The 25176-nt window shown below is 61.2% G+C and carries 20 protein-coding genes and 1 pseudogene; 13 read left to right on the forward strand and 8 right to left on the reverse strand.

Features of this window, described 5'->3' with window-relative positions:
- Positions 1 to 35 precede the first annotated feature (35 nt).
- Positions 36 to 2720, reverse strand: a complete 2685-nt coding sequence (mutS, locus tag BEN48_RS03985; RefSeq protein ID WP_083320743.1) for a DNA mismatch repair protein MutS — start codon at positions 2718 to 2720, stop codon at positions 36 to 38.
- Positions 2721 to 2959: 239 nt separating this feature from the next.
- Between mutS and BEN48_RS03990 the strand changes: the two genes are divergently transcribed.
- From BEN48_RS03990 to BEN48_RS18005, 3 genes are read left to right on the forward strand one after another with little or no spacing between them, the layout of a single operon-like run.
- Positions 2960 to 3493, forward strand: coding sequence for an RNA methyltransferase (locus BEN48_RS03990; protein ID WP_070726013.1), 534 nt, complete (start codon positions 2960 to 2962; stop codon positions 3491 to 3493).
- Positions 3494 to 3538: 45 nt separating this feature from the next.
- Positions 3539 to 3961, forward strand: coding sequence for a hypothetical protein (locus BEN48_RS03995; protein WP_070733159.1), 423 nt, complete (start codon positions 3539 to 3541; stop codon positions 3959 to 3961).
- 18 nt (positions 3962 to 3979) lie between these two features.
- Positions 3980 to 4786, forward strand: a complete 807-nt coding sequence (locus tag BEN48_RS18005; RefSeq protein WP_083320737.1) for a J domain-containing protein — start codon at positions 3980 to 3982, stop codon at positions 4784 to 4786.
- Here BEN48_RS18005 and BEN48_RS04005 read toward each other — a convergent pair.
- Positions 4783 to 5544: a TerC family protein gene (locus BEN48_RS04005; protein WP_394330922.1), complete on the reverse strand. Its 762-nt coding sequence runs from the start codon at positions 5542 to 5544 to the stop codon at positions 4783 to 4785. The two genes, BEN48_RS18005 and BEN48_RS04005, sit on opposite strands and share 4 nt — an antisense overlap.
- A gap of 128 nt (positions 5545 to 5672) precedes the next feature.
- Positions 5673 to 6164, reverse strand: coding sequence for a YajQ family cyclic di-GMP-binding protein (locus BEN48_RS04010; protein WP_070733164.1), 492 nt, complete (start codon positions 6162 to 6164; stop codon positions 5673 to 5675).
- A gap of 160 nt (positions 6165 to 6324) precedes the next feature.
- Here BEN48_RS04010 and BEN48_RS04015 point away from each other — a divergent pair.
- Positions 6325 to 6729, forward strand: a pseudogene (locus BEN48_RS04015) (GNAT family N-acetyltransferase); the annotation flags it as partial.
- Between the two features lie 9 nt (positions 6730 to 6738).
- On the opposite strand, the gene BEN48_RS04020 reads toward BEN48_RS04015, so the two are convergent.
- Positions 6739 to 7044: a DUF962 domain-containing protein gene (locus BEN48_RS04020; protein WP_070733168.1), complete on the reverse strand. Its 306-nt coding sequence runs from the start codon at positions 7042 to 7044 to the stop codon at positions 6739 to 6741.
- 122 nt (positions 7045 to 7166) lie between these two features.
- On the opposite strand from BEN48_RS04020, the gene BEN48_RS04025 reads away from it, so the two are divergent.
- Positions 7167 to 7655, forward strand: a complete 489-nt coding sequence (locus BEN48_RS04025; protein ID WP_241502165.1) for a PaaI family thioesterase — start codon at positions 7167 to 7169, stop codon at positions 7653 to 7655.
- Between the two features lie 242 nt (positions 7656 to 7897).
- Positions 7898 to 9985 (forward strand): S9 family peptidase, encoded by a 2088-nt coding sequence (locus BEN48_RS04030; RefSeq protein WP_083320738.1) that lies wholly within the window; start codon positions 7898 to 7900, stop codon positions 9983 to 9985.
- Positions 9986 to 10076: 91 nt separating this feature from the next.
- Here BEN48_RS04030 and BEN48_RS04035 read toward each other — a convergent pair whose 3' ends face one another.
- Together BEN48_RS04035 and BEN48_RS04040 are read right to left on the reverse strand one after the other, a co-directional pair.
- Positions 10077 to 11078, reverse strand: coding sequence for an NYN domain-containing protein (locus tag BEN48_RS04035; RefSeq protein ID WP_317043670.1), 1002 nt, complete (start codon positions 11076 to 11078; stop codon positions 10077 to 10079).
- A 398-nt stretch (positions 11079 to 11476) separates the two neighbouring features.
- A complete protein-coding gene (locus BEN48_RS04040; RefSeq protein WP_158010096.1) occupies positions 11477 to 12217 on the reverse strand; it encodes a metal-dependent hydrolase in 741 nt (246 codons plus the stop codon).
- 257 nt (positions 12218 to 12474) lie between these two features.
- Here BEN48_RS04040 and mfd point away from each other — a divergent pair, with 257 nt between their 5' ends.
- Genes mfd through BEN48_RS04055 form a run of 3 tightly spaced genes read left to right on the forward strand, consistent with a single transcriptional unit; the run spans position 12475 to position 17071 of the window.
- A complete protein-coding gene (mfd, locus tag BEN48_RS04045) occupies positions 12475 to 15888 on the forward strand; it encodes a transcription-repair coupling factor (RefSeq protein WP_070733177.1) in 3414 nt (1137 codons plus the stop codon).
- 37 nt (positions 15889 to 15925) lie between these two features.
- On the forward strand, positions 15926 to 16612 hold the full coding sequence (locus BEN48_RS04050) for a DUF6624 domain-containing protein (RefSeq protein ID WP_070733179.1): 687 nt from the start codon (positions 15926 to 15928) through the stop codon (positions 16610 to 16612).
- A 9-nt stretch (positions 16613 to 16621) separates the two neighbouring features.
- Positions 16622 to 17071 carry a GNAT family N-acetyltransferase gene (locus BEN48_RS04055; protein ID WP_070733181.1) on the forward strand — a complete coding sequence of 150 codons (450 nt, stop codon included), beginning with the start codon at positions 16622 to 16624 and terminating at the stop codon, positions 17069 to 17071.
- A 147-nt stretch (positions 17072 to 17218) separates the two neighbouring features.
- On the opposite strand, the gene BEN48_RS04060 is transcribed toward BEN48_RS04055, so the two are convergent.
- Positions 17219 to 17920 (reverse strand): DsbA family oxidoreductase, encoded by a 702-nt coding sequence (locus BEN48_RS04060; RefSeq protein WP_070733183.1) that lies wholly within the window; start codon positions 17918 to 17920, stop codon positions 17219 to 17221.
- A 143-nt stretch (positions 17921 to 18063) separates the two neighbouring features.
- Between BEN48_RS04060 and BEN48_RS04065 the strand changes: the two genes are divergently transcribed.
- On the forward strand, positions 18064 to 19053 hold the full coding sequence (locus BEN48_RS04065; protein ID WP_070733185.1) for an aldo/keto reductase: 990 nt from the start codon (positions 18064 to 18066) through the stop codon (positions 19051 to 19053).
- Positions 19054 to 19242: 189 nt separating this feature from the next.
- Here BEN48_RS04065 and BEN48_RS04070 read toward each other — a convergent pair whose 3' ends face one another.
- On the reverse strand, positions 19243 to 21702 hold the full coding sequence (locus tag BEN48_RS04070) for an outer membrane beta-barrel protein (RefSeq protein WP_070733187.1): 2460 nt from the start codon (positions 21700 to 21702) through the stop codon (positions 19243 to 19245).
- A 222-nt stretch (positions 21703 to 21924) separates the two neighbouring features.
- Between BEN48_RS04070 and BEN48_RS04075 the strand changes: the two genes are divergently transcribed.
- From BEN48_RS04075 to BEN48_RS04085, 3 genes are all read left to right on the forward strand, one after another.
- Positions 21925 to 23040: a sensor histidine kinase gene (locus tag BEN48_RS04075; protein WP_070733188.1), complete on the forward strand. Its 1116-nt coding sequence runs from the start codon at positions 21925 to 21927 to the stop codon at positions 23038 to 23040.
- A gap of 92 nt (positions 23041 to 23132) precedes the next feature.
- Entirely contained in the window at positions 23133 to 23843 is a 711-nt protein-coding gene (locus tag BEN48_RS04080) for a LytR/AlgR family response regulator transcription factor (RefSeq protein WP_070733190.1), read from the forward strand.
- A gap of 455 nt (positions 23844 to 24298) precedes the next feature.
- The gene (locus tag BEN48_RS04085; protein ID WP_206599817.1) at positions 24299 to 25066 is read left to right on the forward strand and encodes an alpha/beta fold hydrolase; all 768 of its coding nucleotides are present in this window, start codon (positions 24299 to 24301) and stop codon (positions 25064 to 25066) included.
- Positions 25067 to 25176: the final 110 nt, after the last annotated feature.

The following is a 25176-nucleotide window of genomic DNA, read 5'->3' on the forward strand; positions in this document are numbered from 1 at the left end:
AGGCTTCCACGTTCATTTTCAGGCTGAAAAGTTCATTAAGCACCCAGCGTTAGCTTCAGTTCATTCAATTTCATGAGCGCTTCGATGGGCGTTAAGGTGTTTATATCGAGGTGCTGGAGCAGTTCGCGGATACGTTCCAGGGCTGGGTCTGCCGGTTCGAACATGCTAAGCTGCACCGTGGGGCGCGGCGCGGTGGCAACTGCCGTGGTGGTGCGGGGCTTGGGAACGGCCGCCTGCGGGGCATGCACCACCACCACTTGGTCCGTTCCTCCGTCCAACCCAGCCAGCAACTCGTCGAATTCGGTCGGCTGTCGGTCATCGGAGCCGGCGCTGGTGCGCTCCATTTCGAGGTGGTGCATGATTTCATTGGCCCGCAGCACCACGGAGGTGGGCATGCCCGCCAGCCGCGCCACGTGAATGCCGAAGCTGTGCTCGGAGCCGCCGGCCTGCAGCTTGCGCAGGAACAGGATGCGGCCGTCGGCCTCCTTCACGGCCACATTATAGTTGCGCACCCGGGGGCACTCGTCAGCCAGCTGGTTGAGCTCGTGGTAGTGGGTGGCGAAAAGGGTTTTGGCCTTGGCTTTGGGGTTGTTGTGCAGGTGCTCCACAATGGCCCAGGCAATGCTGATGCCATCATAGGTGCTGGTGCCGCGCCCGATTTCGTCCATGAGCACTAGGCTGCGGTCGGAGAGGTTGTTGAGGATGCTGGCGGTCTCGGTCATCTCCACCATGAAGGTGCTTTCACCCTTGCTCAGGTTGTCGGAGGCACCCACACGGGTGAAAATCTTGTCGATGATGCCCACGGTGGCGGCGTCGGCGGGCACGAAGGAGCCAATCTGGGCCAAGAGTACGATGAGCGCAGTTTGGCGCAACAGGGCCGACTTGCCAGCCATGTTGGGACCGGTTATCACCACAATCTGCTGCTCGTCCTGGTTCAGGCAGATATCGTTTGGAATGTAGCTCTCGCCGGGCGGCAGTTGGCGCTCAATAACCGGGTGGCGGCCGGCGCGGATGTCGAGCACGGTGCCGTCGTTCACCACGGGCTGCACGTAGCGCTGCTGCCGTGCCGTGAGGGCAAAGCTGGCCAGGCAGTCCATCACACCAATGGCGCGGGCATTCTGCTGAATGTGGGGCACGAAATCGAGCGCGGCCAGCACCAAATCGGTATAGATGCGCTGCTCGATGACGAACAGCTGCTCCTCGGCGTTCAGAATTTTCTCCTCGTAGGTCTTGAGCTCCTCGGTTACGTAGCGCTCGGCGTTCACCAGCGTCTGCTTGCGAATCCACTCGGGCGGCACCTTGGTTTTGTGCGCGTTGCTGACTTCGAGATAGTAGCCGAACACTTTGTTGTACGCCACTTTGAGCGACGTGATGCCGGTGTTGCGCTGCTCTCGCACCTGCAGCTGCAGCAGGTAATCTTTGCCCGAGAAGGCCAAAGCCCGCAGCTCGTCCAGCTCGGAGTCGATGCCAGGGTTGAACACCCCGCCTTGGTTAGTGAGCAGCGGGGCGTCGGGCTTTATTTTAGTCAGTATTTCCTGGCGCAGGCTGGCGCAGGGGTTGAGCTGGTCGGCTAGTTTCACGAGGGCCTTCACGCCGGAGCCGGCCAGCCGCTCGCGCATGGGCGCAATGGCCTCCAGGGCGCGGGCCAGCTGCAGGAGCTCGCGCGGGTTCACGCGGCGCACGGCCACCTTGCTGATGAGCCGTTCCAGGTCGTTTATCTGGCGCAGGTGCATGGTAAGGTCGGCCAGCAGTTCTTCATCGGCCACGAGGGCGGCTACGGTGTCGAGGCGGCGCTGAATTTGGCTTACCTCCTTAAGCGGCAGCACTATCCATTTGCGCAGCAGGCGGGCGCCCATGGGTGTGAGCGTCTGGTCGAGCACGTCGATGAGGGGCACGCCGCCGGGGTGCTGGGCGTGCACCAGCTCCAGGTTGCGGACGGTGAAGCGGTCGAGCCAGACGTATTTATCTTCCTCCAGCCGGCCCAGGGCCGCCACGTGGCCCAAGTCAGAGTGCTTGGTTTCGGCGAGGTAGTGCAGGATGCAGCCGGCGGCCACAATGCCTTCCTTGAGGCCATCGACACCAAAGCCTTTGAGCGAAGTGGTTTTGAAGTGGCGGGTGAGGGTGTCGTGGGCGTAATCGTTGCCAAAAACCCACTCATCCAGGGCGTAGGTGCAGAAGTCGGGGCCGAAATGCTGCTCGAATTCAGCACGGCTTTTTTTGCAAAAAAGCACTTCGGCGGGGCTGAAATTCTGCAGCAGCTTACCCAGATAGTCCAGCGTGCCCTGGGCCACCAGAAACTCGCCGGTGCTGATGTCCAAGAAAGAAATACCAGCCTCGCTTTTACCGAAATGAATGGCAGCGAGGTAGTTGTTGGCGCGGCGTTCGAGCACGTTGTCGTGCATGCTCACGCCGGGTGTTACCAGCTCGGTGATGCCGCGCTTGACGAGCCCTTTCGCTAGTTTGGGGTCTTCGAGCTGGTCGCAAATGGCCACGCGCTGACCGGCGCGCACCAGTTTGGGCAGGTAGTTATCGAGGGCGTGGTGCGGGAAGCCGGCCAGCGGAATTTCGTTGGGCGTGCCGCCGCCGCGCTTGGTGAGCGTGATGTCGAGGATGCGGGCGGCCGTCACGGCGTCCTCGCCGAAGGTTTCGTAGAAGTCGCCCACCCGGAAAAGGAGCACCGCGCCGGGGTGCTGCTGCTTGAGCAGGTAGTACTGCTTCATCAGGGGCGTGTCGACGGGTGAGCCGGGCGTGATGTGGTCGGGCCCAACAGACTTGATGATGAATTCTTTCTTGGGTGCAGTCAAAGCAGTAGGAACGCGCTTTGGCGCGTTCTATCGGTAGGATAAAACGGAACAACAGTCCCGCTTTTATTAAAATAAAAACACGCAACCGGCGGCAAACGTCCCCGGCTACCGGTGGAAACGCCGAACGCGCCGTGGCGCGTTCCTACCTTCGCCCCATGCGAAAACTTACAATGGCAGAGCTGAATCGCGCCACGGTGGCCGACTTCAAAAGTACGCCCAAAAGCCCTGTGGTGCTAGTGCTGGACAACGTGCGCAGCATGCACAACGTGGGGGCCATCTTCCGCACCGCCGATGCTTTTGCGTTGGAGAAAATCTGGCTCTGCGGCATCACGCCGCGCCCGCCGCACCGCGAAATCACCAAAACGGCGCTGGGCAGCGAGGAGTCGATGAGCTGGGAATACGCCTCTGAAACCGTGGCGGCCGTGGCGGCCCTGAAAGCCGCCGGCTACCAGGTGGTGGCCGTGGAGCAAACCACTGGCAGCGTGGTGCTGCCCCAATTTCAGCCCGAGCCGGGCCGGCCGCTGGCGCTGGTGCTGGGCAACGAGGTGTTTGGGGTGGAAGATGCCGTACTGGCCCTGTGCGACTTGGCCGTGGAAATCCCGCAGTTCGGCACCAAGCACTCGCTCAACGTGGGCGTGGCGGCCGGCGTGGTGCTCTGGGATGCGCTGGTGAAACTGGGTGTGGTATAGTAGCCGGGCCGGGCAACCATTGGCGCGGCCGGCGGTTGGCTTCTCATGCCCTCATCCCCCACCACCGCCACCCGGCCCGATGCAGCCCTGCTGGCCCTGCGCCCTCTCATCAACGCGGAAGCAACCGATACCGCCGGCACCGTGGGCCTCTTTCTGCACGCCACGCTGCGCCCGGTCCTGAAGCTGCAAAACGACCTGCTGCTGGCCGTGGTCGCCGATTTTGTGCGCGACCACCACATCACCCTGCGCCCCACCGACCAGCACCACCAGCTCAGCGAGTTGCTGGGGCGCAATACCAAGCTGCGCTACACCGTGGTGGGCCTGATAACCGGCGCCTTCACCGACGCCGAATACGCTTACTACCGCCTACATCGCCCCGAGGTGAACCGGCGCCTGTTGGAAATGACCCTGCGCCGCGTACTTGACCAAGCTGACAAAGCAGTGGCCCTGACAACAAAAGCTGACTAGTGCCTTTCTTCGTGGTCGATGAGACTCTACGAAGCGTTAGGATTGACAAATACGGCCTCGGCTGCAGACATCCGCAGTGCCTACCGGCGGCTGGTGCTGCTCACCCACCCCGACCGCACGCCGGACCCGGCTGCCCACGCCCAGTACCTGGATATTAATGCCGCGTATGAGGTGCTGAGCGACCCGGCTCGGCGGGCGGCTTACGACAACCCAGTCAGCTTTACGGCATCCGCTCCGGCCCCTACCGCGCCATCACACAGCACCAGTGATAGACGCAGGCGTTCTGCTTCCACTACTTATCGGGCTTCAGGGGCAAGAGTAGAATCGTATACTTACGAATCCTCTTATTTGCGGTACGCTCCGTTGGGTAAGACTATCTGCAAGGCCCTGCTCATCTTCAGTCTGATGCTTGGCATCGACAGGGCATGGGTGCTCACTTACTCCCAAGAAAAAGTACTGAGCTGCATCCTACACAGCAGTAACAGCAGAAAAGGAAGCTCCTCCTACTGCGTAATCAAAACGCAGAACGCCACTTTCCAAGGGCCTTGCATGAATGAAGGCGAAGGTCTGACAATACGCCGCACGGCTTTATTCGGCCAAGTTCTTTCTTTGGAAAGCACTGACAAAAATCAGTACGGTTTTCCTCCCCGTTACTGGGATGAGAACTTCATCTACGCTGGCGCGGGTCTGCTCTTCGTGGCCGCCATGTTTAGCACTGCGGCAACTGGAGCGTGGCCCGGTTCAGCAGGCCGCAGACAATTGGACTGCGCCGTTATGGGCAGCATTTTGGCAATTGTAATCTTCTGGTTTTTAGCAACCCACTAGTCAAACTGCGAGTCGCGCAGTTGCACCGGCTTGGTTTTCTTGCGCAGGCGCAGGTTGAGCAACTCCACCGTGAGCGAGAAGGCCATTGCGAAGTAGAGGTATCCTTTTTCCACTTCCTTGTGGCCGGCTTCCATCACCAGCATGAAGCCAATCATGATGAGGAAGGACAGCGCCAGCATCTTGATGGTGGGATTGTCGTTCACAAAGCTGGCCACGGCGTTGCTGAAGGCCAGCATCACGCCCATGGCCAGTATCACGGCCACAATCATCACCAGCACGTTGTCCACGAGGCCCACGGCCGTCAGAATGGAGTCGAAGCTGAACACGATGTCGATAATGATGATTTGGACGATGATGTTGCGCATGGTGGCGTGCTTGGGGCCGCTGCCGTCCTCAGATTCCTCTTCGCCCTGCAACTTGTTGTGGATTTCGGTGGTGCTCTTGTAAATCAGGAACAGGCCGCCGGCCAGCAGGATGAGGTCGCGGCCGGTCACGCCGAAGGGTACGTCCTGCCAGGGCAGGTTCACATCAAACAGCGGTGCCCGCAGGCCCACAATCCACGAAATACTAAGCAGCAACCCAATGCGGAACAACAGCGCCAGCAGCAGGCCAATGGTGCGGCCACGCGCCTGCTGCTCGGGCGGCAGGCGGTTCACCACAATGGAAATGAAAATGATGTTGTCGATACCCAACACGATTTCCATAAACGTGAGGGTCAGCAAGCTAACCCAAGTAGCCGCTTCGGCGAAGGCACTGATGTCGTACACGGTAAACTGTCATTCTGAGCGCAGCGAAGAATCTTTTCACGTCCCGCGCCGCAGGGGTTAGTACTTCCGAGCAACGCCGCCGTGATAAGATGCTTCGTTTCTCAGCATGACAACGTTTGCTACGACTTCATGTTCACGAACTGCAGCGGCAGGCCGATATCGGACTGGCGCAGCACGGCAATGGCGGCCTGCAGGTCGTCGATTTTCTTGGCCGTTACGCGCACCTGGTCGTCCTGCATCTGGGCCTCCACCTTCACCTTGGCGTCTTTGATGGCTTTGATGATTTTGCGGCCAAACTCCTTATCGACGCCGGCGCGCACCTTGATGGTTTTCTTAATCAGGTTGCCGCTGGCCTGCTCCTCGGCCGAGAAATCCAGGCTGGTGCCGTCGATGCCCTGCTTCACCACGCGGCCCAGCAGAATATCTTCCAGCGCCTTTACGCGCATGGAATTTTCGGACGACAGCAAAATGGTGTTCTCCTTTTTGTTCAGCTCGATGCCGCCCTTGGTGTCGCGCAGGTCGTAGCGGGTTTGCAGTTCTTTCTGGGCTGTGTTCACCGCGTTTTCCAAGGTTTGCGGGTCTACTTTGCTCACGATGTCGAAGGATGCCATAGCGGGGTGGGGCGTAGTTTTAAAATGAGTAACCGGTCGAAGCCGGCGCGCAAAGGTAACGGCCCAGCTCCACCATGGTTGCGCGGCTGCACCTATACTTGCGCTTATGTTCGCATTCCCCGTTCGCCCGCCCCGCACCTCCGCCGAGTGGGATGCCTATTACCAGTTGCGCTACACAGTGCTCCGCCAGCCCTGGCAACAGCCGCCCGGGTCCGAACGTGTGCCCGCCGACGACGAGCCCGGCACCATCCACGCACTGCTCCTGGCCGATGAAAACAGCACCGCGCCCGAGGCCCTGGCCGTGGGCATGCTGCAGCCCACCAGCGCACACCAGGGCCAGGTGCGTTTCATGGCGGTGGCGCCGCAAGCCGCTGGCACGGGCCTGGGCCGCCAGATTATGGACGCGTTGGAGACCCAAGCCCGGGCAGTGGGCCTAACTGAAATCGTGCTGCATTCCCGCGAAGTCGCGGTAGGCTTCTACGAACGGCTGGGGTACGAAGTGTTAGAACCCTCGCACACGCTCTTTGGCGTGATTCCGCATTTTCTGATGCGCAAGCAACTCTAGCGGCTAGCGTTAAAACTTTTCCCGGCCACGCCATAGGTCGGCGTAGAGGCGGAAATCGCCCAGCAGCGAATACCACGGGTGCTGGAACGTGGCGGGCCGGTTGTGCTCCACGAAGAAGTGGCCCACCCAGGCAAACCCGTAGGCTGCCACGATGCCCGCCGGCAGCCACCCCCAGCGCCCCGTGACGACGAGCATGACCAGGGAAAGCAAAAACAATGAGGTGCCCACAAAGTGCAGGATGCGTGTGCCGCGGCGGCTGTGCTCGCGCAGGTACCTTGGATAAAACTCGGCAAACGTGAGGGGCAGGGCTGTCATGACAGGGTTAAAATGGTGTGAGGGCAAAGCACGGCGCGCCGCCGCGCATCCAAGTTCGGACTTTGGCACCGACTTTTGGCAAACCAGCCGCCCCAAACCGCTTCATTGGAAATTTCGCACTCGTGTCTGACTCTTCAACTCCCGCCCGCCCGCTCCCCCAACTCGCCGCCATGGTAGCGGCCTACAACCAGATAAACCATTACGGCCGCGCCAACGGCATGACCCTGAGCGTGCCCGTACCCGGCCAGGCAGAGTACCGCATGACCATCTGCGACGAACACCTTTCTTCCCCCAACACCTGCCACGGCGGCGTACTGGCAGGCCTGATGGATGCGGCGCTGGGGGCGGCGGCTCTCACGCTGGCTTTTGCACACCAGGAGTTTGTGTCAACGGTGGAGTTCAAGATGAATTTCCTGCACGCGGCGCATCTCCACGACAATCTGGTGGCCAGAGGCGTGGTAGACCACATCGGCAACAAGCTCATGGTGAGCAGCTGCGTGATTTACCGCGTGGCCGAGGGCAAGGAAGACGTGGCCGTGGCCCGCGGCCTGGGCACCTTCAACCGCTACCCGGCCTCCAAACGGGACTTTGCCCAGCTGGTTATGGCTTAGCCACTGTGGGCGGCTGGTGAAGAGAGCACGCTTCACCAGCCACCTGGGCTGCCTTTGGGCCCCGCTTTGCGGGTCGATTCAGAACCAGAAACTGCCGTAGGCGCAGGCTGCGCAAGGCTACCAAGGGATGCCCATAAAGTTGTGTGGCCGCACCTGCCGAAATTGCGGACAGAACCGGTATCTTCAGAGGCCGAACGGTTTACCGCCAGGCTGCTCCACCATTTTTTCTCATTTCCGGCATTATGAAATACCCCTTACTCAGGTGGCAGCTCGCCACGCGTTCCGTTTTCCTATGGCTGGTCTTGTTGCTGCCCGCGACCGAACTGTACGCTCAGAACCACCCGTTTGGTCTCGCCGATTTGGGCAAACTCACCGGCTTGTCAGACCCGCAGTTCGCGCCCGACGGCAAAACCATCGCGCTGGTAAAGTCGACCCCCGACTACGATGAAAACCGCTTTTTCACCAGTCTGGTGCTGGTAACGGTGGCCAACGGGCAGCAACGTGTGCTGGCCGAGCGGCGCATCAGCCTGAGCCAGCCCCGCTGGTCGCCCAACGGCCAGCAGCTGGCGTACCTGGCCCGCACCGGCGCCGGCAAAGACGCCAGTGCGCAGCTGTTCGTGCAAGCCTTGGCAGGCGGCGAGCCGCGCCAGCTGACCACCGCTCGCAAGGGCGTGCAGCACTACGCCTGGCGCCCCGATGGCAGCGCGCTGGCCTTCGTGACCGCCGACGAGCCCGCCAACCTGGCCGGACCGCCCGAGAAAGGCTACGATGCTTTTGAGGTGGGCAACAACGACCTGTTTCTGACCACGGCGCCCACCCCCTCGCACATCTGGCTGGTGCCCGCCGGCGGCGGCGATGCCCGGCGGCTGACCGCTGGCGCGTGGAGCCTGCCTGTCACCATCCCGCCGGGGGCGCCGTCGTCGCCCTTGTCCTGGCGGCCCGACGGGCAGCAGTTGGCTTTTGTGCGGGTGCCCACGCCCTATTCCGGCGACGGCCGCGAGCGGTCCGTCCAGCTGTTGAACGTGGCCGATGGCAGCATCAAGCCCCTCACCGGGCGCACGGCCATGGAAGGCTACCCTGCCTTTTCACCCGATGGAACCCAAGTGGCATACTGGTACCCGCAAAATGGCACCACCGTCAACATCAACGAAGTGTGGGTGGCACCGGCCGCGGGCGGCGAGGGCCGCAACCTCACGCCGGCGCTGGACCGCGACGTGTTCCGGGCCATCTGGATGCCCGACGGAAAATCGCTGCTGCTGGGCGCGCTCGACGGCGACCGCACCTCCTTGTGGCTGCAGCCGCTGAAGGGCGGCAAGGCCCGTAAGCTGGCGTTGGGCGCAGCCAGCCCGGCGTGGTCGTTTTGGGTAGACGCCGGCGTGAGCCGGCAGGGCGCCATTGCTTTCGTCGGTTCCGACCCCGGCCGCCCGGCCGAGCTGTACTACCTGGCCTCGGCCACCGCCGCGCCCAAGCGCCTCACCGACTTTAACCACGACGTGCAGGCGCTGCAGCTGGGCAAAGCCGAAACCCTCTCCTGGCAGTCGGATGGCATGCGCAACGACGGCCAGCTTACCTACCCCGCCAACTACGTGCCTGGCAAACTCTACCCGTTGGTGCTCGTCATTCACGGCGGCCCCACAGCGGCTTCGGTGGCCACTTTTTCTTCGTTGGCACAGCTGTTTGCGGGCCGGGGCTACTTCGTGTTCGAGCCTAACTACCGGGGCAGCGACAACTTGGGCAACGCCTACAAGTCGGCCATTTTCAAAGACGCCGGGGCCGGACCGGGTCGCGACGTGATGGCAGGCCTGGCCCAAATCAAGCGCAGCGGCCTGATTGACAGCACCCGCATCGGGGTGAGCGGCTGGAGCTACGGCGGGTACATGACTACTTGGCTCATTGGCCACTACCCGCAGAGCTGGAAGGCGGCCGTGGCCGGTGCCGCCGTCACGGACTGGTTCGACCAGTACAACTTCGGAGACGCCAACGTGCAGCGGGGCGTATCGATGGGCGGGTCGCCGTGGCTGGGGGCCGAGCAGGCCCAGTCGTACCGCGACCAGTCGCCCATCAGCGCCGCCGGCCAGATTCGGACGCCCACCCTCATTCTGGCCAATACAGGCGACCCGCGCGTGCCCATCACCCAGTCCTACAAGCTGTACCATGCGCTGAAGGACAACGGGGTGACCACTAGGTTTATCGCCTGGCCCGTGCCTGCCCACAATGCCAGCGACCCGGTGCGGCAGCGCGAGCGCAACCGCTACTGGCTGGAATGGATGGACCAGTACCTGCAGCCCACCGGCCAGGCGCCCGCCACCCCGCGCTCCGGCAGCAACTGAGCTGGCCTCGCGCCGCCACTAAGCGCCCCAACGCAAAAGCTGCTACCGTCTGGTAGCAGGGCTTTTGCGTTGGGGCGCTTGGCCCGTAAGGCTACAGCTCGGCCGTGGCAGCGTGGGCAATTACGGGTTCGTACTCGTCCTCCATGTCGTTGAGCTGGGGGGCGGTCACCTTGCGCACGTTGCGGGCGCAGTCTTCGTCGCGGTGGTTGCGGCCCACCGTGAACTCTACCCAGTCGCCTTCGCGCAGGTCGTTGAAGTCGCCTTCGGTCAGGTCGGCGTAGCTAAAGAACAGGTTGTTGGGGGGCATCACCACAAAGCCGAAACCGTTTTTCAGGTTCTTGATGGTGCTCATGCCCAGCGTGCCCACGGGGCCGGCAGCTGTGGGGCCGGTGGGGCGCACCAGCTTGGGCGCCGAGGCCGTGCTGGGCGCAAATGCAGCGGGCTCCGACTGGTTCACGAACAGGGCTTCCACTACTTCGTCCTGGGCCTGCAAGCCGCGGTCGATAACGTCGTGCATGGCCACTGGGTAGGTTACCTGCTCCAGCAACTGCTGCGAAGCGCGCGTAACGCGGGTTTCTCCCTTGAAATCTTCGTACTTAAAATCCCAGTTGAGCAGCATCACGCGGGTGCCCACGGTGTTGAGCTTGCGGATGAGGGGCACGTAGTCCGAGTCGCCGGCGATGAGCACCACCACGTCGAGGGTTTTGTGCAGGGCAAGCTCCAGGGCTTCGAGGCTAAGCCACACGTCGATGCCTTTTTCCTGCAGGCGGCCGTCGCGGGTTTTCAGGGCCATGTAGTGCGTCTGCACGCCCAGGTTCATCAGAATGTCGTCGAGCAGGCGGTCATGGAACAGCCGGTCTTTGTCGCGGGCCTCGGTAGCGGACAGGCGACCCCGGAAAAAGTGAGCATCGGTAATTTGCGCCAGGCGCACATCTACATCTTCTTCCTCAGCCACTTGGTGGCGAATATATTCGTGCAAGCCCTCCAGGCTGATGCGGGCCTTGCGTTCGTGCTGGAAATAATAATAATCGCTGATTTTTAAAAAATAGTTGCCGTCATAGAAGACACCAACCCGAATTAAAGGGCTGTTCATCTGATTCATGGTAAAGCTCTAATTTAAGTTAAAAAGTATTTTTAAGGTGAGGTAGAAAGGTTGAATAATGTGGAATCGTGACCAGACCAGTGCGCAGCCGCACCTACGATGTCTCCATTAAAACCGAAATATGTTTATTTTCGATAGTAACGCAGCCGTTGTAACGTAGTAGCCCCCGAATGGAAGAAGAGGTAATTGCTTAGTTTATGTAGAACGCCGAATGGCTGGGCCGATTGAAGATGCTGGATAGTGACACAAATCAATACGAACACAGCCATGCATAAAATGGCATATCTGCTGCGAAGCTAACATTATTGCCTGACTTTTGCAACAGTATAAGCACGTACGGCAGCGGCACCGCACCGGCACGCAGGCCACACATATCGCGCAGCCTGCGATTAAAAGCCCATTTGCCCGATTACCAGGCCCAGCACCAGCAGCCCATAGCCCGTACAAATACCTACTTCCAGCATGTTGCCGGTGGCAGACCCTGTGCTGATGAGAGGTATTTTAAAGGAATAATCCCATAGAGGCAAAAACCACCTAACCCCGGCTTTGGTCAGGCTATCGGCCACGAGATGAGAAGCGTAGCCGCCGCCCGCGTACAGGGCCACGCCGTGCCAGCCGAGGTGCTGGTTGGCCAGGTGGCCGATGTAGGTCCAGAGGGAGGTGGCCCAGATGGTGTGCGTCCAGGAACGGTGCGACGTGAAGGGCGCCAGCGCTACAAACGTTCCCAGCAGACTAAGCCACAATTGTTCGGTGTAAAGACCGGCCACCACTGTGCCCAGCCCGGTGAAGAGCAGCGCCAGTCGCCGAGCCGAACCGCCCTGCATGCCCACCCCAATGAGCCCGAAGGCCAGCGCCGCCGTGTAGTAGAGCCGCTGCTCGGAACCCGCCGTGAGTTGAAAGTAGGCATAGGCCCCCAGGGCCAGCGCGCCGGCGGCAAAAGCCCAGCGCACGTAGTTTTGGGTGAACCCCAGGCGCTTGCTCAGGCGGCTATCGGGGTGGTCGAGGTCAGGGGCGAGACTGGAAAAGCCGGCCAGGGCAATGCCAGCCACCGAAAATGGGATACCGGGCACCAGGCCCGCAACGGCCACGCCGGTAATGAGGCCGATGGCCAGGTGAGAAGAGCCGCGCATGAATGAGTAGGAACGCGCCTGGGCGCGTTCGGCGTTGTAGCCGTGGGGATGGTGTGACGAAAACGTGTGCAAGTTGCGGCCAGCCGGACGTAATTCCACGGCGGAGCGCATCTGATGCAGCGATTGAGGGCACCAAGGCGCGTTCCTACCCTGCTTTCGGAAACCTTACCTTCGGCTACGCTGTATCCTAAGCCGCTGCCCGACCGGAATCACTCCGGCCGGGCTAATTCATTTGTCGTTCGCAAGCCTTTTCACCTGTGCAAGTAGCTGATTTTCTTCGCCTATACCGCCTTTCACCCGAGCTGCAAACCCTGGCTTCGCGCCTGCGCGCGGCTGCCAAGCCCGAGCCCGGAGGCGTGCGCCTGCACCTGCGCGGCCTGGTGGGCAGCCAGGATGCCGTGGTGGCGGCGGCCGTGGCCCATGCGCAGCATCCGCACGTGTTCATCTTGCACGACAAGGACGAGGCGGCGTACTTCCTGTCGGACCTGCAGCACTTACTACCCGAGGGGCCCGAGGCGCTGCTGTTCCCGAGTTCCTACAAGCGGCCCTACCAGTTTGATGAAACTGAGAACGCCAATGTGCTGATGCGCGCCGAGGCCCTGAACCGGCTGAACACCACGCGGGCCGCTACGACGGGCAACAGCGTGTTCATCGTGACGTACCCGGAGGCGCTGACGGAGAAGGTGATTAACCGGCAGAGCCTGGTGAAGAACACGTTTAACGCCAAGGTGGGCGACAAGCTGGACGTGAATTTCCTGGGCGAGCTGCTGGGCGAATACGACTTCGAGAAGACGGATTTTGTGTACGAGGCGGGGCAGTACGCGGTGCGCGGCGGCATCGTGGACGTGTTTAGCTACGCCAACGAGCTGCCGTTCCGGCTGGAGCTGTTCGGGGATGAGATTGAGAGCATCCGGACGTTCAATCCGGAGACGCAGTTGTCGGTGGAGAGCCGGCCGAGCATCAGCATTATCCCGAACGTGCAAACCAAAATGCTGACCGAGACGCGGGAGGCCTTTTTCGAGTTTTTGCCCCGCACGGCTTGTATTTGGGCTAAGGACGTGCGGCAGACGCTGGATGTGGTGAGCGAATTGTACGAGAAAGCCGAGGCCAACTTCCAGCAGATGCTGGGCGAGGCGGGCGGCATGCAAATCGTGAGTAAGCCCGGCGACCTGTTTGAGTCGGGCAAGAGCTTTAAGAAGCTGCTGGAGGAGTTTGCGGTGGTGGAATTCGGCAAGCGCTTCCACTTCAAAAACGCTGAGACTTTTCAGTTTGCGGCCAAGCCGCAGCCGAGCTTCAACAAGGAGTTTGAGCGCATGGTGAAGAACCTGCAGGAGAACCAGCACCGCAATTTCACCACCATCATCACGGCCGATACGGTGCGGCAGGCCGACCGGCTACGCACGATATTCGACGAGCTGGACAACAACGTGAAGTTCCAGCATTTGCTGCTGGCCTTGCGCGAGGGGTTTGTGGATGAGCAGTTGGAGCTGGCCGTGTATACCGACCACCAACTGTTTGAGCGCTACTACCGGGCGCAGGAAACCAAGAAATTCTCGAAGAAAAAGGCTCTCACCCTGCGCGAGCTGAAAACGCTGCAGCCCGGCGACTACGTGACGCACCAAGACTACGGCATTGCCCGGTTTGCGGGCCTGACGCAGGTGGATATCAACGGGCAAATTCAGGAGGCTATTCGGCTCGTTTATCGCGACGACGACTTGCTGACGGTGAGCATTCACTCGCTGCACAAGATTGCCAAGTACAGCGGCGCCGAGGGCTCGCCGCCCACCATGAGCAAGCTGGGTTCGCCGGAATGGGAAAACAAGAAAAAGGCGGTAAAGAATAAGGTAAAGGACATTGCGGCCGACCTTATTCGGCTGTACGCCAAGCGCAAGACGGCACCGGGCTTTGCGTTTTCGCCCGATGGCTTTATGCAGGCCGAGCTGGAATCGAGCTTTATTTACGAGGACACGCCCGACCAGGCCAAGGCCACCGAGGACGTGAAGCACGACATGCAGCAGCCCCACCCGATGGACCGCCTGATTTGCGGCGACGTGGGCTTTGGCAAGACCGAGATTGCCATTCGGGCGGCTTTTAAGGCCGTGGCCGATGGCAAGCAGGCGGCCGTGCTGGTGCCCACCACCATCCTGGCCATGCAGCACTACAAGACGTTCCGGGACCGGCTGGCCACGCTGCCGGTGACGGTGGAGTACGTGAACCGCTTCAAGTCGACGAAGCAGATAAAGGAGACACTGGCGCGCGTGGCGGAGGGCAAAACCGACATTCTCATTGGCACGCACCGGCTGACCAACAAGGATATCAAGTTCAAGGATTTGGGCATCCTCATTATTGACGAGGAGCAGAAATTCGGCGTCAAGACCAAGGACAAGCTCAAGGAGCTGAAGGTGAACGTGGACACGCTCACGCTATCGGCCACGCCCATTCCGCGCACGCTGCACTTCTCGCTGATGGGTGCCCGCGACCTGAGCGTGATTGCCACGCCGCCGCCCAACCGGCAGCCGGTGAGCACGGAACTGCACGTGTATGACGAGATTTTGATTCGCGACGCGGTGGCGCGGGAGTTGAAGCGCGGCGGGCAGGTGTTTTTTGTGCACAACCGCGTGAAGGACATTGAGGAGATGGCCGCGACCATTCTGCGGCTGGTGCCCGATGCCAAAATCACCTTTGCCCACGGGCAGATGGACGGCGAGATGCTGGAAAAGCGCATGATGAAGTTCGTGGAAGGCGAGTACGACGTGCTGGTTTCGACCAACATCATCGAAAGCGGTCTGGACATTCCCAACGCCAACACCATCATCATCAACCGCGCCCACCTGGCCGGCCTGAGCGACCTGCACCAGATGCGCGGCCGCGTGGGCCGTTCCAACCGCAAGGCCTACTGCTACCTGCTCACGCCGCCGGTGGCCCAGCTGCCGGCCGATGCCCGCAAGCGCCTGAGCACGCTGGAGGAGTTTTCGGACCTGGGCGCGGGCTTCAATGTGGCCATGCGCGACCTGGACATTCGCGGGGCGGGCAATTTGCTGGGCGGCGAACAGTCGGGCTTTATCAACGACCTGGGCTACGAAACCTACCACCAGATTCTGGACGAGGCCGTGACGGAGCTAAAGGAAACCGAGTTCCGCGACCTGTTTTTGGGCGACTCCAACCAGCGCCTGCAGCTGGCCGCCGGCGCGGGCCGCGCCCACGAATGCAACGTGGAAACCGACCAGCAGGTGCTCATTCCTGAGAAGTACGTGAGCAACGTGTCGGAGCGCCTGCAGCTCTACGCCAAGCTCGACCGTGCCCAGAAGCCCGCCGAGCTGCAGAAGCTGCTCACGAGCATGACCGACCGGTTTGGCCCGCTGCCGCCCGAGGTGGAACAGCTGGCCGACATCGTGCGGCTGCGCTGGCAGGCCTGCGCGGTGGGCTTCACCAAAATCACGCTCAAGCGCAACACGCTGAAAGGCTTTTTGCCGGCCGGCGAGGAGCATCAGGCGTACTTTCAGGGCGACCAGTTCGGTACTATTCTCAACTACGTGCAGACGCACGCCCGCACGGCCAGCCTGAAGGAGAAAAAAGAGCAGCTCATCGTGACATTTGAGGAGGTGCGCTCCATTCAGCAGGCCAAGCGCGTGCTGAGCGAGCTGGGCAGCGAGGAAGCGGTGGCGGCGTAGGGCCTCAGGCCGGATTGTTATCTATCATTACCAATTAATGAAACCCTTTCTCGCCGCTTTAATCCTCGCGCTACTGCCGCAGCTCGCTGCTGCCCAAGCCACCATCAACAAGCCGTTGAAGCACGAGCTGGACAGCATCTACGCCGTGGACCAGCGCTGGCGGAGCATGCTTTTTAATCCCCGCATCAACCGCCGGCCCGACTCGCTGGCGCGCGCCCTGGGCGTGACGCGCGAAAGCCTGCCCACCTACATTATGACCCAGATGATGCGCACCGATTCGTCGAATACGGCGCGGATGAAGGTGCTTTTGCAGCAATACGGCTACCCCGGCAAGTCACTGGTAGGCGAGCCAACGAACGAGGCCGCGTGGCACGTTATCCAGCACTCCGATGACATTGAGTACTACATACCGCGTATCAAAAAGGCCGCTCAAAAGGAGGAAATACCTTTTTACCTTTACGCCCAGATGCTGGACCGCCAGCTCATGCGCGATGGCAAGGAACAACGCTACGGCACGCAGGCCTTTGGCTACAATGTACTGAACCCGCAGACCGGCCAGCGCGAGCCCCAGCCGCCCTTTGTGTGGCCCATTCGGGACGCAGCCGGGGTGAACGAACGCCGCCAAAAGGCGGGCTTCCGCACCACTGTTGAGCAAAACGCCGCCTTGCTCGGCATCAAATACCGCGTATTGACGCTGCAGGACGTGGCCCGCATGCCCAAATAACCCCAATTTATGACCCTCGCCTGGACCGCCAAACCCTACAACGAACTTACCCTGACCGAACTCTATGAACTGTTGCGCCTGCGCGTGGAAGTGTTTATAGTGGAGCAAAACTGCGTTTTCCAGGACCTGGACCGCCAGGACGACCAGGCCTACCACTTGCTGGGCTACGCCGAAAACGGGGAGTTGGCCGCCTACGCGCGCCTTTTCGATGCGGGCGTCAGCTACGAGGAAGTGGCCATTGGGCGCGTCATTGTGTCGCCCGCACACCGGCGCCACGGCTTGGGCCAGGAGCTCATGCGCCAGGCCATTACGTACTGCGAGGTGCTGTACGGCGCGCAGCCCATCAAAATTGGCGCGCAGCAGTACCTGGAGCGGTTCTACCAGGGTCTCGGATTTGCGCAGTGCGGCGAGGGGTACCTGGAAGACGGCATTCCACACATACCCATGCGGCGGGAGTAGCTGCGGGGTTCTTATTAAAAAGTATCCAATACCAGAACGTCATGCTGAGCTTGCCGAAGCAACTCCACCGCGAGAGTAATCATTTACTGTTGCGGTAGAGTTGCTTCGGCAAGCTCAGCATGACGTTCTTTTTAACCTTCGGTGCGCTTATATCTCGCAGCCATCCGGGCCGCAGGCGTTGCTATCGGCCACCACGGTTAGGGCGGGCTTGGGCTTGAATTCGTCATATACTTTCTCCAGAACCTCGGCAAACAGCTCGGGCTGCTGGGCGCCCGATACGGCATATTTGTCCTCAAACACAAAGAAGGGCACCCCGCGCACGCCTATCTGCTGGGCGTGGTACTCGTCGAGGCGCACGGCTTCGGCGTAGGTGCCGGCGGTGAGGGCCTGGCGGCTTTCGGCGGCGTCGAGGCCTACTTCGGTGCCCAGCTTCACCAAGTTGTCAATGTCGCCGATGTTCTGAGCTTCGAGGTAGTAGGCCGCCATGAGGCGTTCTTTGGTAGCATCCTGCTTGCCGTGGTGGGCACCAAGGTGTATGAGCTGGTGCGCCAGAAAGGTATTGGCCGGAATGGCATTGTCGAGGTCGTAGTTCAAGCCTACTTCCTTGGCCACGCCGGACATGTGCTCGTTCATGCGGCGGCCTTCTTCGGGCGCTACGCCCTTCTTCTTGGCCAGCGAGTCGTGCAGGCTTTCGCCGGGAATGGGCACGAAGTCGGGCGTGAGCTGGAAGCTGTGCCACACCACTTCTACTTCGTCGCGGTGGGCGAAGCCTTCGAGGGCTTTTTCAAACTTGCGCTTGCCAATGTAGCAGAACGGGCAAACGACGTCGGACCAGATTTCAACTTTCATATCGTTAGGTTTTTTTTGATGCTGTAGAAGAGTCTACAAGAAAATTCAACCGCGAAAGGTTTCTTGCATTTGCCCGTACCCCACGGGGGCGCCCCTGGTAACTTGCGGCCCCTTACGGGCACTTTTCCTTTCAATAGCTTCTCATGGAATACCAAAAACTAGGCTCCTCCGACGTATCCGTTTCGCGCATCACCTTTGGCAGCTGGGCTGCCGGCGGCTGGATGTGGGGCGGCACCGAGCAGAACGACGCCGTGGGCGCCATCCACGCCAGCTACGACATGGGGGTGACCAGCATCGACACGGCGCCCGTGTACGGCATGGGCCTAAGCGAGGAAATTGTGGGCGAGGCCATCAAAAGTCTGCCGCGCGACAAGGTGCAAATCCTGACCAAGTTCGGCTTGCGCTGGGACCTGGCCAAGGGCGAATTTTCCATGAAAACCAAGGACAACCACGGCCACGACCTGGACGTGTACCGGTACGCCGGCCGCGACAGCATCATCCGGGAATGCGAAGACAGCCTGCGCCGCCTCGGCACCGACTACATCGACCTTTACCAGCAGCACTGGCCCGATGTGACCATCCCAATCGACGAAACGATGGAGGCCTTGGGGCGCCTCGTGGAGCAGGGCAAGGTGCGGGCCGCGGGCGTGAGCAACTACTCGGTGGCCCAAATGCAGGAAGCCGAAAAGACCATTAATCTGGTTTCGAACCAGATGCCTTACAGCATGGTACGGCGCGACATTGAGGCCGACGTGGTGCCCTACTGCCAAGCAAACAGCAAAGCCATTCTGGTGTACAGCCCGCTGCAGCTGGGCCTGCTAACGGGGAAAATAAAGCCCGGCCAGGAGTTTGGCGAAGGCGACCTGCGCAACGGCCACCCCCTGTTCACGCCCGCAGCCGTGACCCGCACCAATGCCGTGCTCAACAAAATTCGCCCGCTGGCCGAAACCAAGAACGCCACCCTCGGCCAACTGGTGCTGCGCTGGACGCTGGCGCAGCCCGGCATCGGGGTGGCGCTGGTGGGCGCCCGCAACCCCGAGCAGGCCGTGCAAAACGCCCGCGCCATGAATTTCCAGCTCACGTTTGAGGAGATTGATTTCATCAACAAGCAGCTGGCGGGGCTGCAGGCATAAGAACTCCCTTTAGAGCATTCTTGGCTGCCGGGTAAGTGGTTGTGCAATAGTATTCGTAGCTAAAACGCTGTCATGCTGAGCTTGTCGAAGCTTCGCTACCGCACCAGTTTAGGTACTACTGCGGTAGCGATGCTTCGACAAGCTCAGCATGACGTTTTAAGGACAAGGCTCTTACCTCTGCACAACCAACTAATTAGTCGCGCTTTCCAGACGGTTCTTTTCGCTTTCGATGCCCGTGCGGCGCGTTTTGATGACCTTGATTTTCTGGTTGCCGAAGCGGTAGCTGAAGTTGAGCCGTACGAAGCGGGTTTCGGCTTTATCGAGGCTGTAGGCCTGCACATCGGCCGCCCGCGTATCGTAGCGGTTTTGCTGCAGATTCAGTGGGTCAAGCACGGTGAGCGTGAGGGTGCCCTTTTCCTTGAGCACCGGCTTCGATACGGCCACGCTGCCGTTGTACTGGGCCCCGAAGGAGTAGGCCCCGTAGGTAAGGGGCGAGCGGTAGAACAGGTTGAGCTCGGCCCGCAGGCCTTTGGGCAGGTTCACCGTGGTGTTGCTGCTGGCCATCACCCCCACGCTCGCCTGGTTTAGCCAGGGCATGGTGGGCGAGTAGAACCGGACGTACGTGGCGCCCACAAAATTCGCCATGGTGATGGCGCCGCCCAGCTGCTTGGTCAGGCTCACGGTGCCATCCAGTGTGGTGGCCTGGCTCAGGTTGGTTTCGGACTGGATGAGGACGTTGGAGGCCGGGTCGCGGCGGAACACCGTGGCCAGGGCGTTGGTGTGGCGGCCGTAGCTCACCGATGTAGCCAGGGCGTTGTCGTAGCTGTGCGAGACAGAGAAGTTATGCGAGAACGAAGGCCGGATACCGGGGTTGCCCTGGTAGTACAGATAAGGGCTGATGTAGGTCAGGAAGGGGTTGACGATGTCGAAGCGGAACCGGTCAATCTTGCGCTGGTAGCTGAAATTCCACTGCTGCTTTTCCGACATCCGGTAGTCCAGCGCCACGTTGGGGAACAGGTTGAAGTAGTCGCGCTTGTTTACCTGCCCGAGCGTCAGCGACTCGCCTTCGCTGTGCGTGTACTCGGCCCGCAGACCCAGCTGCAGGCCCACTTTCTTGCCCAGCGGCTGGCGCACCGAGGCGTAGCCCGCGTTGATGTACTCGCGGTACACGAAGTGGTTGGTGCGCTGCGCATCGTTGCGCCAGGTGCCGCCCTCGGCCAGGTTTTCCCAGTGAATGTCGGTATCGGTGATGGTGCGCAGCGACTTGAGGCCCGCCTCCAGCGCCGTGGCTTTGCCAAACGTGCGGGTGTAGTCGGCGGTGAAGGAGGCCACCGTGTTGGTGGCCGGCGAGTAGGTGCGCAGCGCGTTGGCCGTGGCTTCCTGCTTCGGCAGGTCGAAACCGGCATTGCGGTACTGCTCGTCGAAGCGTTTGTGGAAGCTGAGGTAGTCGGCGTTGAGCTTGAGCTCGCTGCCGGCCGAATCCAGCCGCGTGCGGTAGTACAGGCTGATGGTGGGGTTGAGGCCCTGGGCGGTGCCATTGGTTTGCAGCCCGTTGGTAGCGCTGACCGGGCCAGCCAGCGCCCCCACGGCGGAGTTGGTATGGCCATCCGTTTGGCGGGCAGTGCCGATGCCGCGTACCTGCAGGCCCACCGCGCTGCGCTTGGTCAGGTCATAATCCAGGTTGAAGCGCGCCGTCTGGCTGTTGCGCTCGGTTACGCTGTAGCTCGCCTCGTCGATGCGCGTTTCCTGGCTGAGCACGCGGTTGCTGTCGAAGCGGCGGTACTGCCTGGTGCGCTGGTAGTCGAGGCCCCCGAACACGTTCAGCTTGTCGCGGCGGTAGCTCAGGGTGGAGCCGCCGTTGTAGCGGGCAAAGCGGCCGGCCCCTACGCCGGCGCTCACGCTGCCGTTGGTGCCAAAGGCGCTGTTTTTCTTGGTGAGGATGTTGATGACGGCCCCGCCGTTGGCGTCGTAGCGGGCCGAGGGGTTGGCCAGCACCTCCACTTTGTCGAGGGTGTTGCTGGGCAGCGAGGCCAGCAGCTCGGCCAGGTCGCTGCCGCCCAGGTTGGTCAGCTTGCCGTCGAGGAGCACCAGGGCCGTTTTGCCTCGCACCAGGTAGCGGCCGCCCTGCTCCACCACGCCCGGGGCCCGGGCCAGCACTTCGGCCGCGGTGCCGCCCTGGGCAATGGGGCTGGCGGCCACGTTGAGCACCACTTTGTTGGCGTACTGCTCGATGAAGGCCTTGTTACCGGTCACTTTCACCTCCCCCAGCGCCTGCTGCGCAGCGGCCAGCACCAGCGTTACCGAGGGAGTTGCGCCCGCGGCAGCCACCGTCAGGGCCACGGGCTGCGCGTTTTTGTAGCCGAGGTAGTGCGCTTCCAGCAGGTATTCGCCGGCCCCCACTCCGGCGAAGCGGAAAGCGCCCCGCTCATCGGTCATGGTGCTCAGCAGGGCCTGCGGATTGGCGCGGGGCCGCAGCACCACGGTGGCAAAGGCCAGCCCGCGCTGCGAGGTGCTGTCGGCTACGGTGCCGGACAAGGTGCGGGCGCCCACCGTGGTGGCTGCCGGGGTAGCAGCGGAGGTCTGGGCGAGGGCGGGAACGGTGCCGGCCAGGGCGGCGGCGAAAAGCGAAGCAGTGAGGGCGTTTTTCATGGCAGTAAGCGAAGAATGGCGGGAGAGGCAGCCCCGCCACAACCGGCGGGGAATGGGACAAAGCAACGGCGCCTCCCAGCGGATTTTCGCTTTTTTCGACCACCGCAAGGTCACTGTCGACCAAGCCGCGCCGGCCGGTTTTTAGTCGAAAAAACGGCCCGTTTGGTCGAAAATCCGCCACTGTTCTTCTGCCGGCCCACCCAAAAGCCCCACCTTCGCTGCATGCAAAACCCTTCTGCCCGGCCCAGCCGCTTCCCCCTGGTTTTTGAGCTGCTGATTTGGGCGCTGTACGTGGGCCTCTACAAGTACGCTTTTTACCTGGGCGAAGCGGCCCGCCTGCACCGGCCGGCCCGCACCGATTTGTTTCCCTATCCCCAGCTCATTTTGTTTGCGGTGGTGGCCTCTGTGTATGTGCTGCCCTACTACCGCTGGATGCTGCCCGCGCTGCTGCGCCGCCGCCGCTACGGCCTGCTGGTGCTGGTGTCGCTGCCGTACCTGTGGTGGGGCGCCAAGCTGAACATCTTGCTGACCGCGCTGCTGTTTGCACCGCTAGCCGCCCCGCCGGTGCTCACAGATTTCTACCAGCAGTACGTGCAACTGGGGCTGGGCCAGCTGTTCTACCGCTCCACCCTAAACGCGGGGCTGGCGTTCACCGACCTGCTGGCCTTCAGCTGCGTGGGCTTTGTGCGGGTGAGCTTCGAGCAGGAAGCCCGGCGGCGGCAGATTGAGCAGGACCATGCGGCGTTGCAGCTGGAGCAGCTCAAGGCCCAGCTGCAGCCGCATTTTCTGCTCAACACGCTCAACGGCATCTACGGCCTGAGCCTGGCCGGCTCGCCCGACACGCCGCGCTTCATCCTGCTGCTGTCGGAACTGATGCGCTATGTGCTCTACGACAGCGGCAAGTTGTACGTGGCGCTGCGCGAAGAAGTGGCGTTTCTGGAGAGCTACTTCGAGCTGGAGCAGCGCCGCTACCCCGGGGCCAGCATCCGTTTCGTCAGCAACGGCACCGAGTTGGCCGGGCTGCAGGTGCCGCCGCTGCTGCTGCTGCCGCTGGTCGAAAACAGCTTCAAGCACGGCCGCCACCACTTTTCCGACGACACCCAGGTAACGGCCACACTCACGGCCACCCCTGAGAACCTGCATTTCGTCATCGAAAACGACATGCTGCCCGCCCCGCCGCCTAACGCCCCGCGCCGCAGCGGCGGCATTGGCCTGCAGAACATCCGGCATCGCCTGGCGCTGTACTACCCCAACACCCATACCCTGCACCTGGCCGACCAGGCCGGCCGCTACCGCGCTGAGCTGACGGTGCCCCTGCGTAGCAAAGACCGGCCGTAGGGACGCATATTTGCGGCTCGCCGCTGCACCAGGCCGACCGGCGCGGCCCAATTGCCTCGCTTGGCCAGCGCCTTCACCACTCGCTATCCTTTATGCCTCCTACTGCTGCCCAGGTTCGCTGCCTGATTGTGGACGATGAGCCGCTGGCCCACCAGGTACTCACGCGCTTTATCGACCAAACGCCGGGCCTGACGCTCGGCGGCCAGTGCCGCAACGCCATCGAAGCCCACGACTACCTGCGCCAGCACCCCGTCGATTTGCTGTTTCTCGATATTGAAATGCCGCTCGTCACGGGCCTGCACTTCCTCGGCACGCTCCCGAATCCTCCTCCCACCATCCTCACCACCGCCTACCGCGAATACGCTTACGAGGGCTACGAGCTGCAGGTGCTCGACTACCTGCTCAAGCCTTTCAGCTACGAGCGGTTCCTCAAAGCAACGGCCCGCTACCAGCCCCCGGCTCCCGCCCAGCCTACGGATATGACCGCGCCCCCACCCCACCTGCTGCTCAAAGACCAAGGCGGCCTGCTGAAAGTGCCGCTGCCGGCCATCCGTTACGTGGAGGGCTGTAAGGACTACGTGAAAGTGGTGACGGCCGACAAAACCTACCTGCATCATGCCACCATGCAGAGCATGAGTGAGTTGCTGGGCCCGGAGTTCGTGCGGGTGCACCGCTCGTTTATCGTGGGCGCGGCCCACATCAAGCGCCTGCAACCCGAGCAGCTGCTGCTGACCAACAACTCTCTGCTGCCCATCGGCAGCTCCTACAAGGCCGACTTGCTGGCCTACTTTAAGGCGATTTGACTTTGGCCAGCTTCTAATTGCTCACTTTCGCTTTAAGCTGCCTCACCAAACTAATCCTTCGTCGGCGAAGCTATGGTGGCGTTAGTCGGAGAGGATGAGGTGGTCGAGCTGTGAACGCATTAAAGGCATGGGATGGGACAACCAAATTAGCTGGATGATTTCCATGAGGGGTTAATGCAATTACCTAAAAGCTGGTTCTTCTGCCCCCCTTGCAGACTGCCGAATGTGGCCAAGGCCTGCAACTATTAGTATGATTATCACCCTAAAGTGACCATGTTGACTTATTATTAAAAGTCGAACAATTATATTTAACATTCATACAATCTAAATCGACCTTAAAAACCGTATGCTCAATCAATAAAAATTATACCTTTGCAAAGAATCGCCCCGTTATGAGTACCACCACTCCATCTGCATTAAAACGTAGCAACGTTGTTATTTCGGGAACATCGGGTTTGAACACGCAAACCATGGTTTTTCTGGACTGCCTAGGCGGCGAGCAAAGCATGTGGCGGCTGCTGGTCCCCGCCTTTGAGGAACAGTACCGGGTGGTGGTGGTGGAACTGATTGGGATGGGCAACTCTGACCTGACGGCTTATGGCCGTGCCGCGCACAGCACCCTCGAAGGCCACGCCTCTGACCTGCTGAAGGTGATGAGCGAGCTGGCCCTGCACGATGCCGTTTTTGTGGGCCACTCGGCGGGTGCCCTGATTGGGGTGCTGGCTGCGGTACGGGAGCCCCAGCGCTTTGCCAAAATGGTACTGGTGTCGCCTTCACCCCGCTACATCGACGAGCAGGACTGTGCGGGTAACTTCGAGCACAAGGACATCAACGAACTGCTGGCGGCCATGGACGGCGACTACAACGGCTGGTCGCAGGCGTTTGCACCCGTAGTGGCGGGCACAGACGAACACCCCGAGATGGTAATGGAGCTCACCAACAGCTTCGTGCGCACCAACCCCGAAATAGCCCGGCACTTTGCCCGCGTTTCGTTTTTCTCCGATAGCCGCGCTGCGCTGCCTTTCTTTACCATCCCCACCCTGATTGTGCAGTCGGCCAACGACGTGATTGCGCCCCTGGCAGTGGGCCACTACATCAACGAGCAACTGGCCGACAGCCGCATGGTGGTGGTGGAAACCGGGGGACACTGCCCCCACCTGAGCGCTCCCCAAAAGACGCTCTCCGCTATGGACAAATTCCTGCACCACGAGACAGCACGGTAGTCACCGTCTAAAAAGCCCGTCATGCCGAGCGAGCCGAGGCATCTCGCGTGCTTCGTTGAACGGTGCGAGCGAGATGCCTCGGCTGCGCTCGGCATGATGCTTCATGCTGC

It is taken from the genome of Hymenobacter glacialis (assembly GCF_001816165.1).
GTDB classification, from domain to species: Bacteria; Bacteroidota; Bacteroidia; order Cytophagales; family Hymenobacteraceae; genus Hymenobacter; species Hymenobacter glacialis.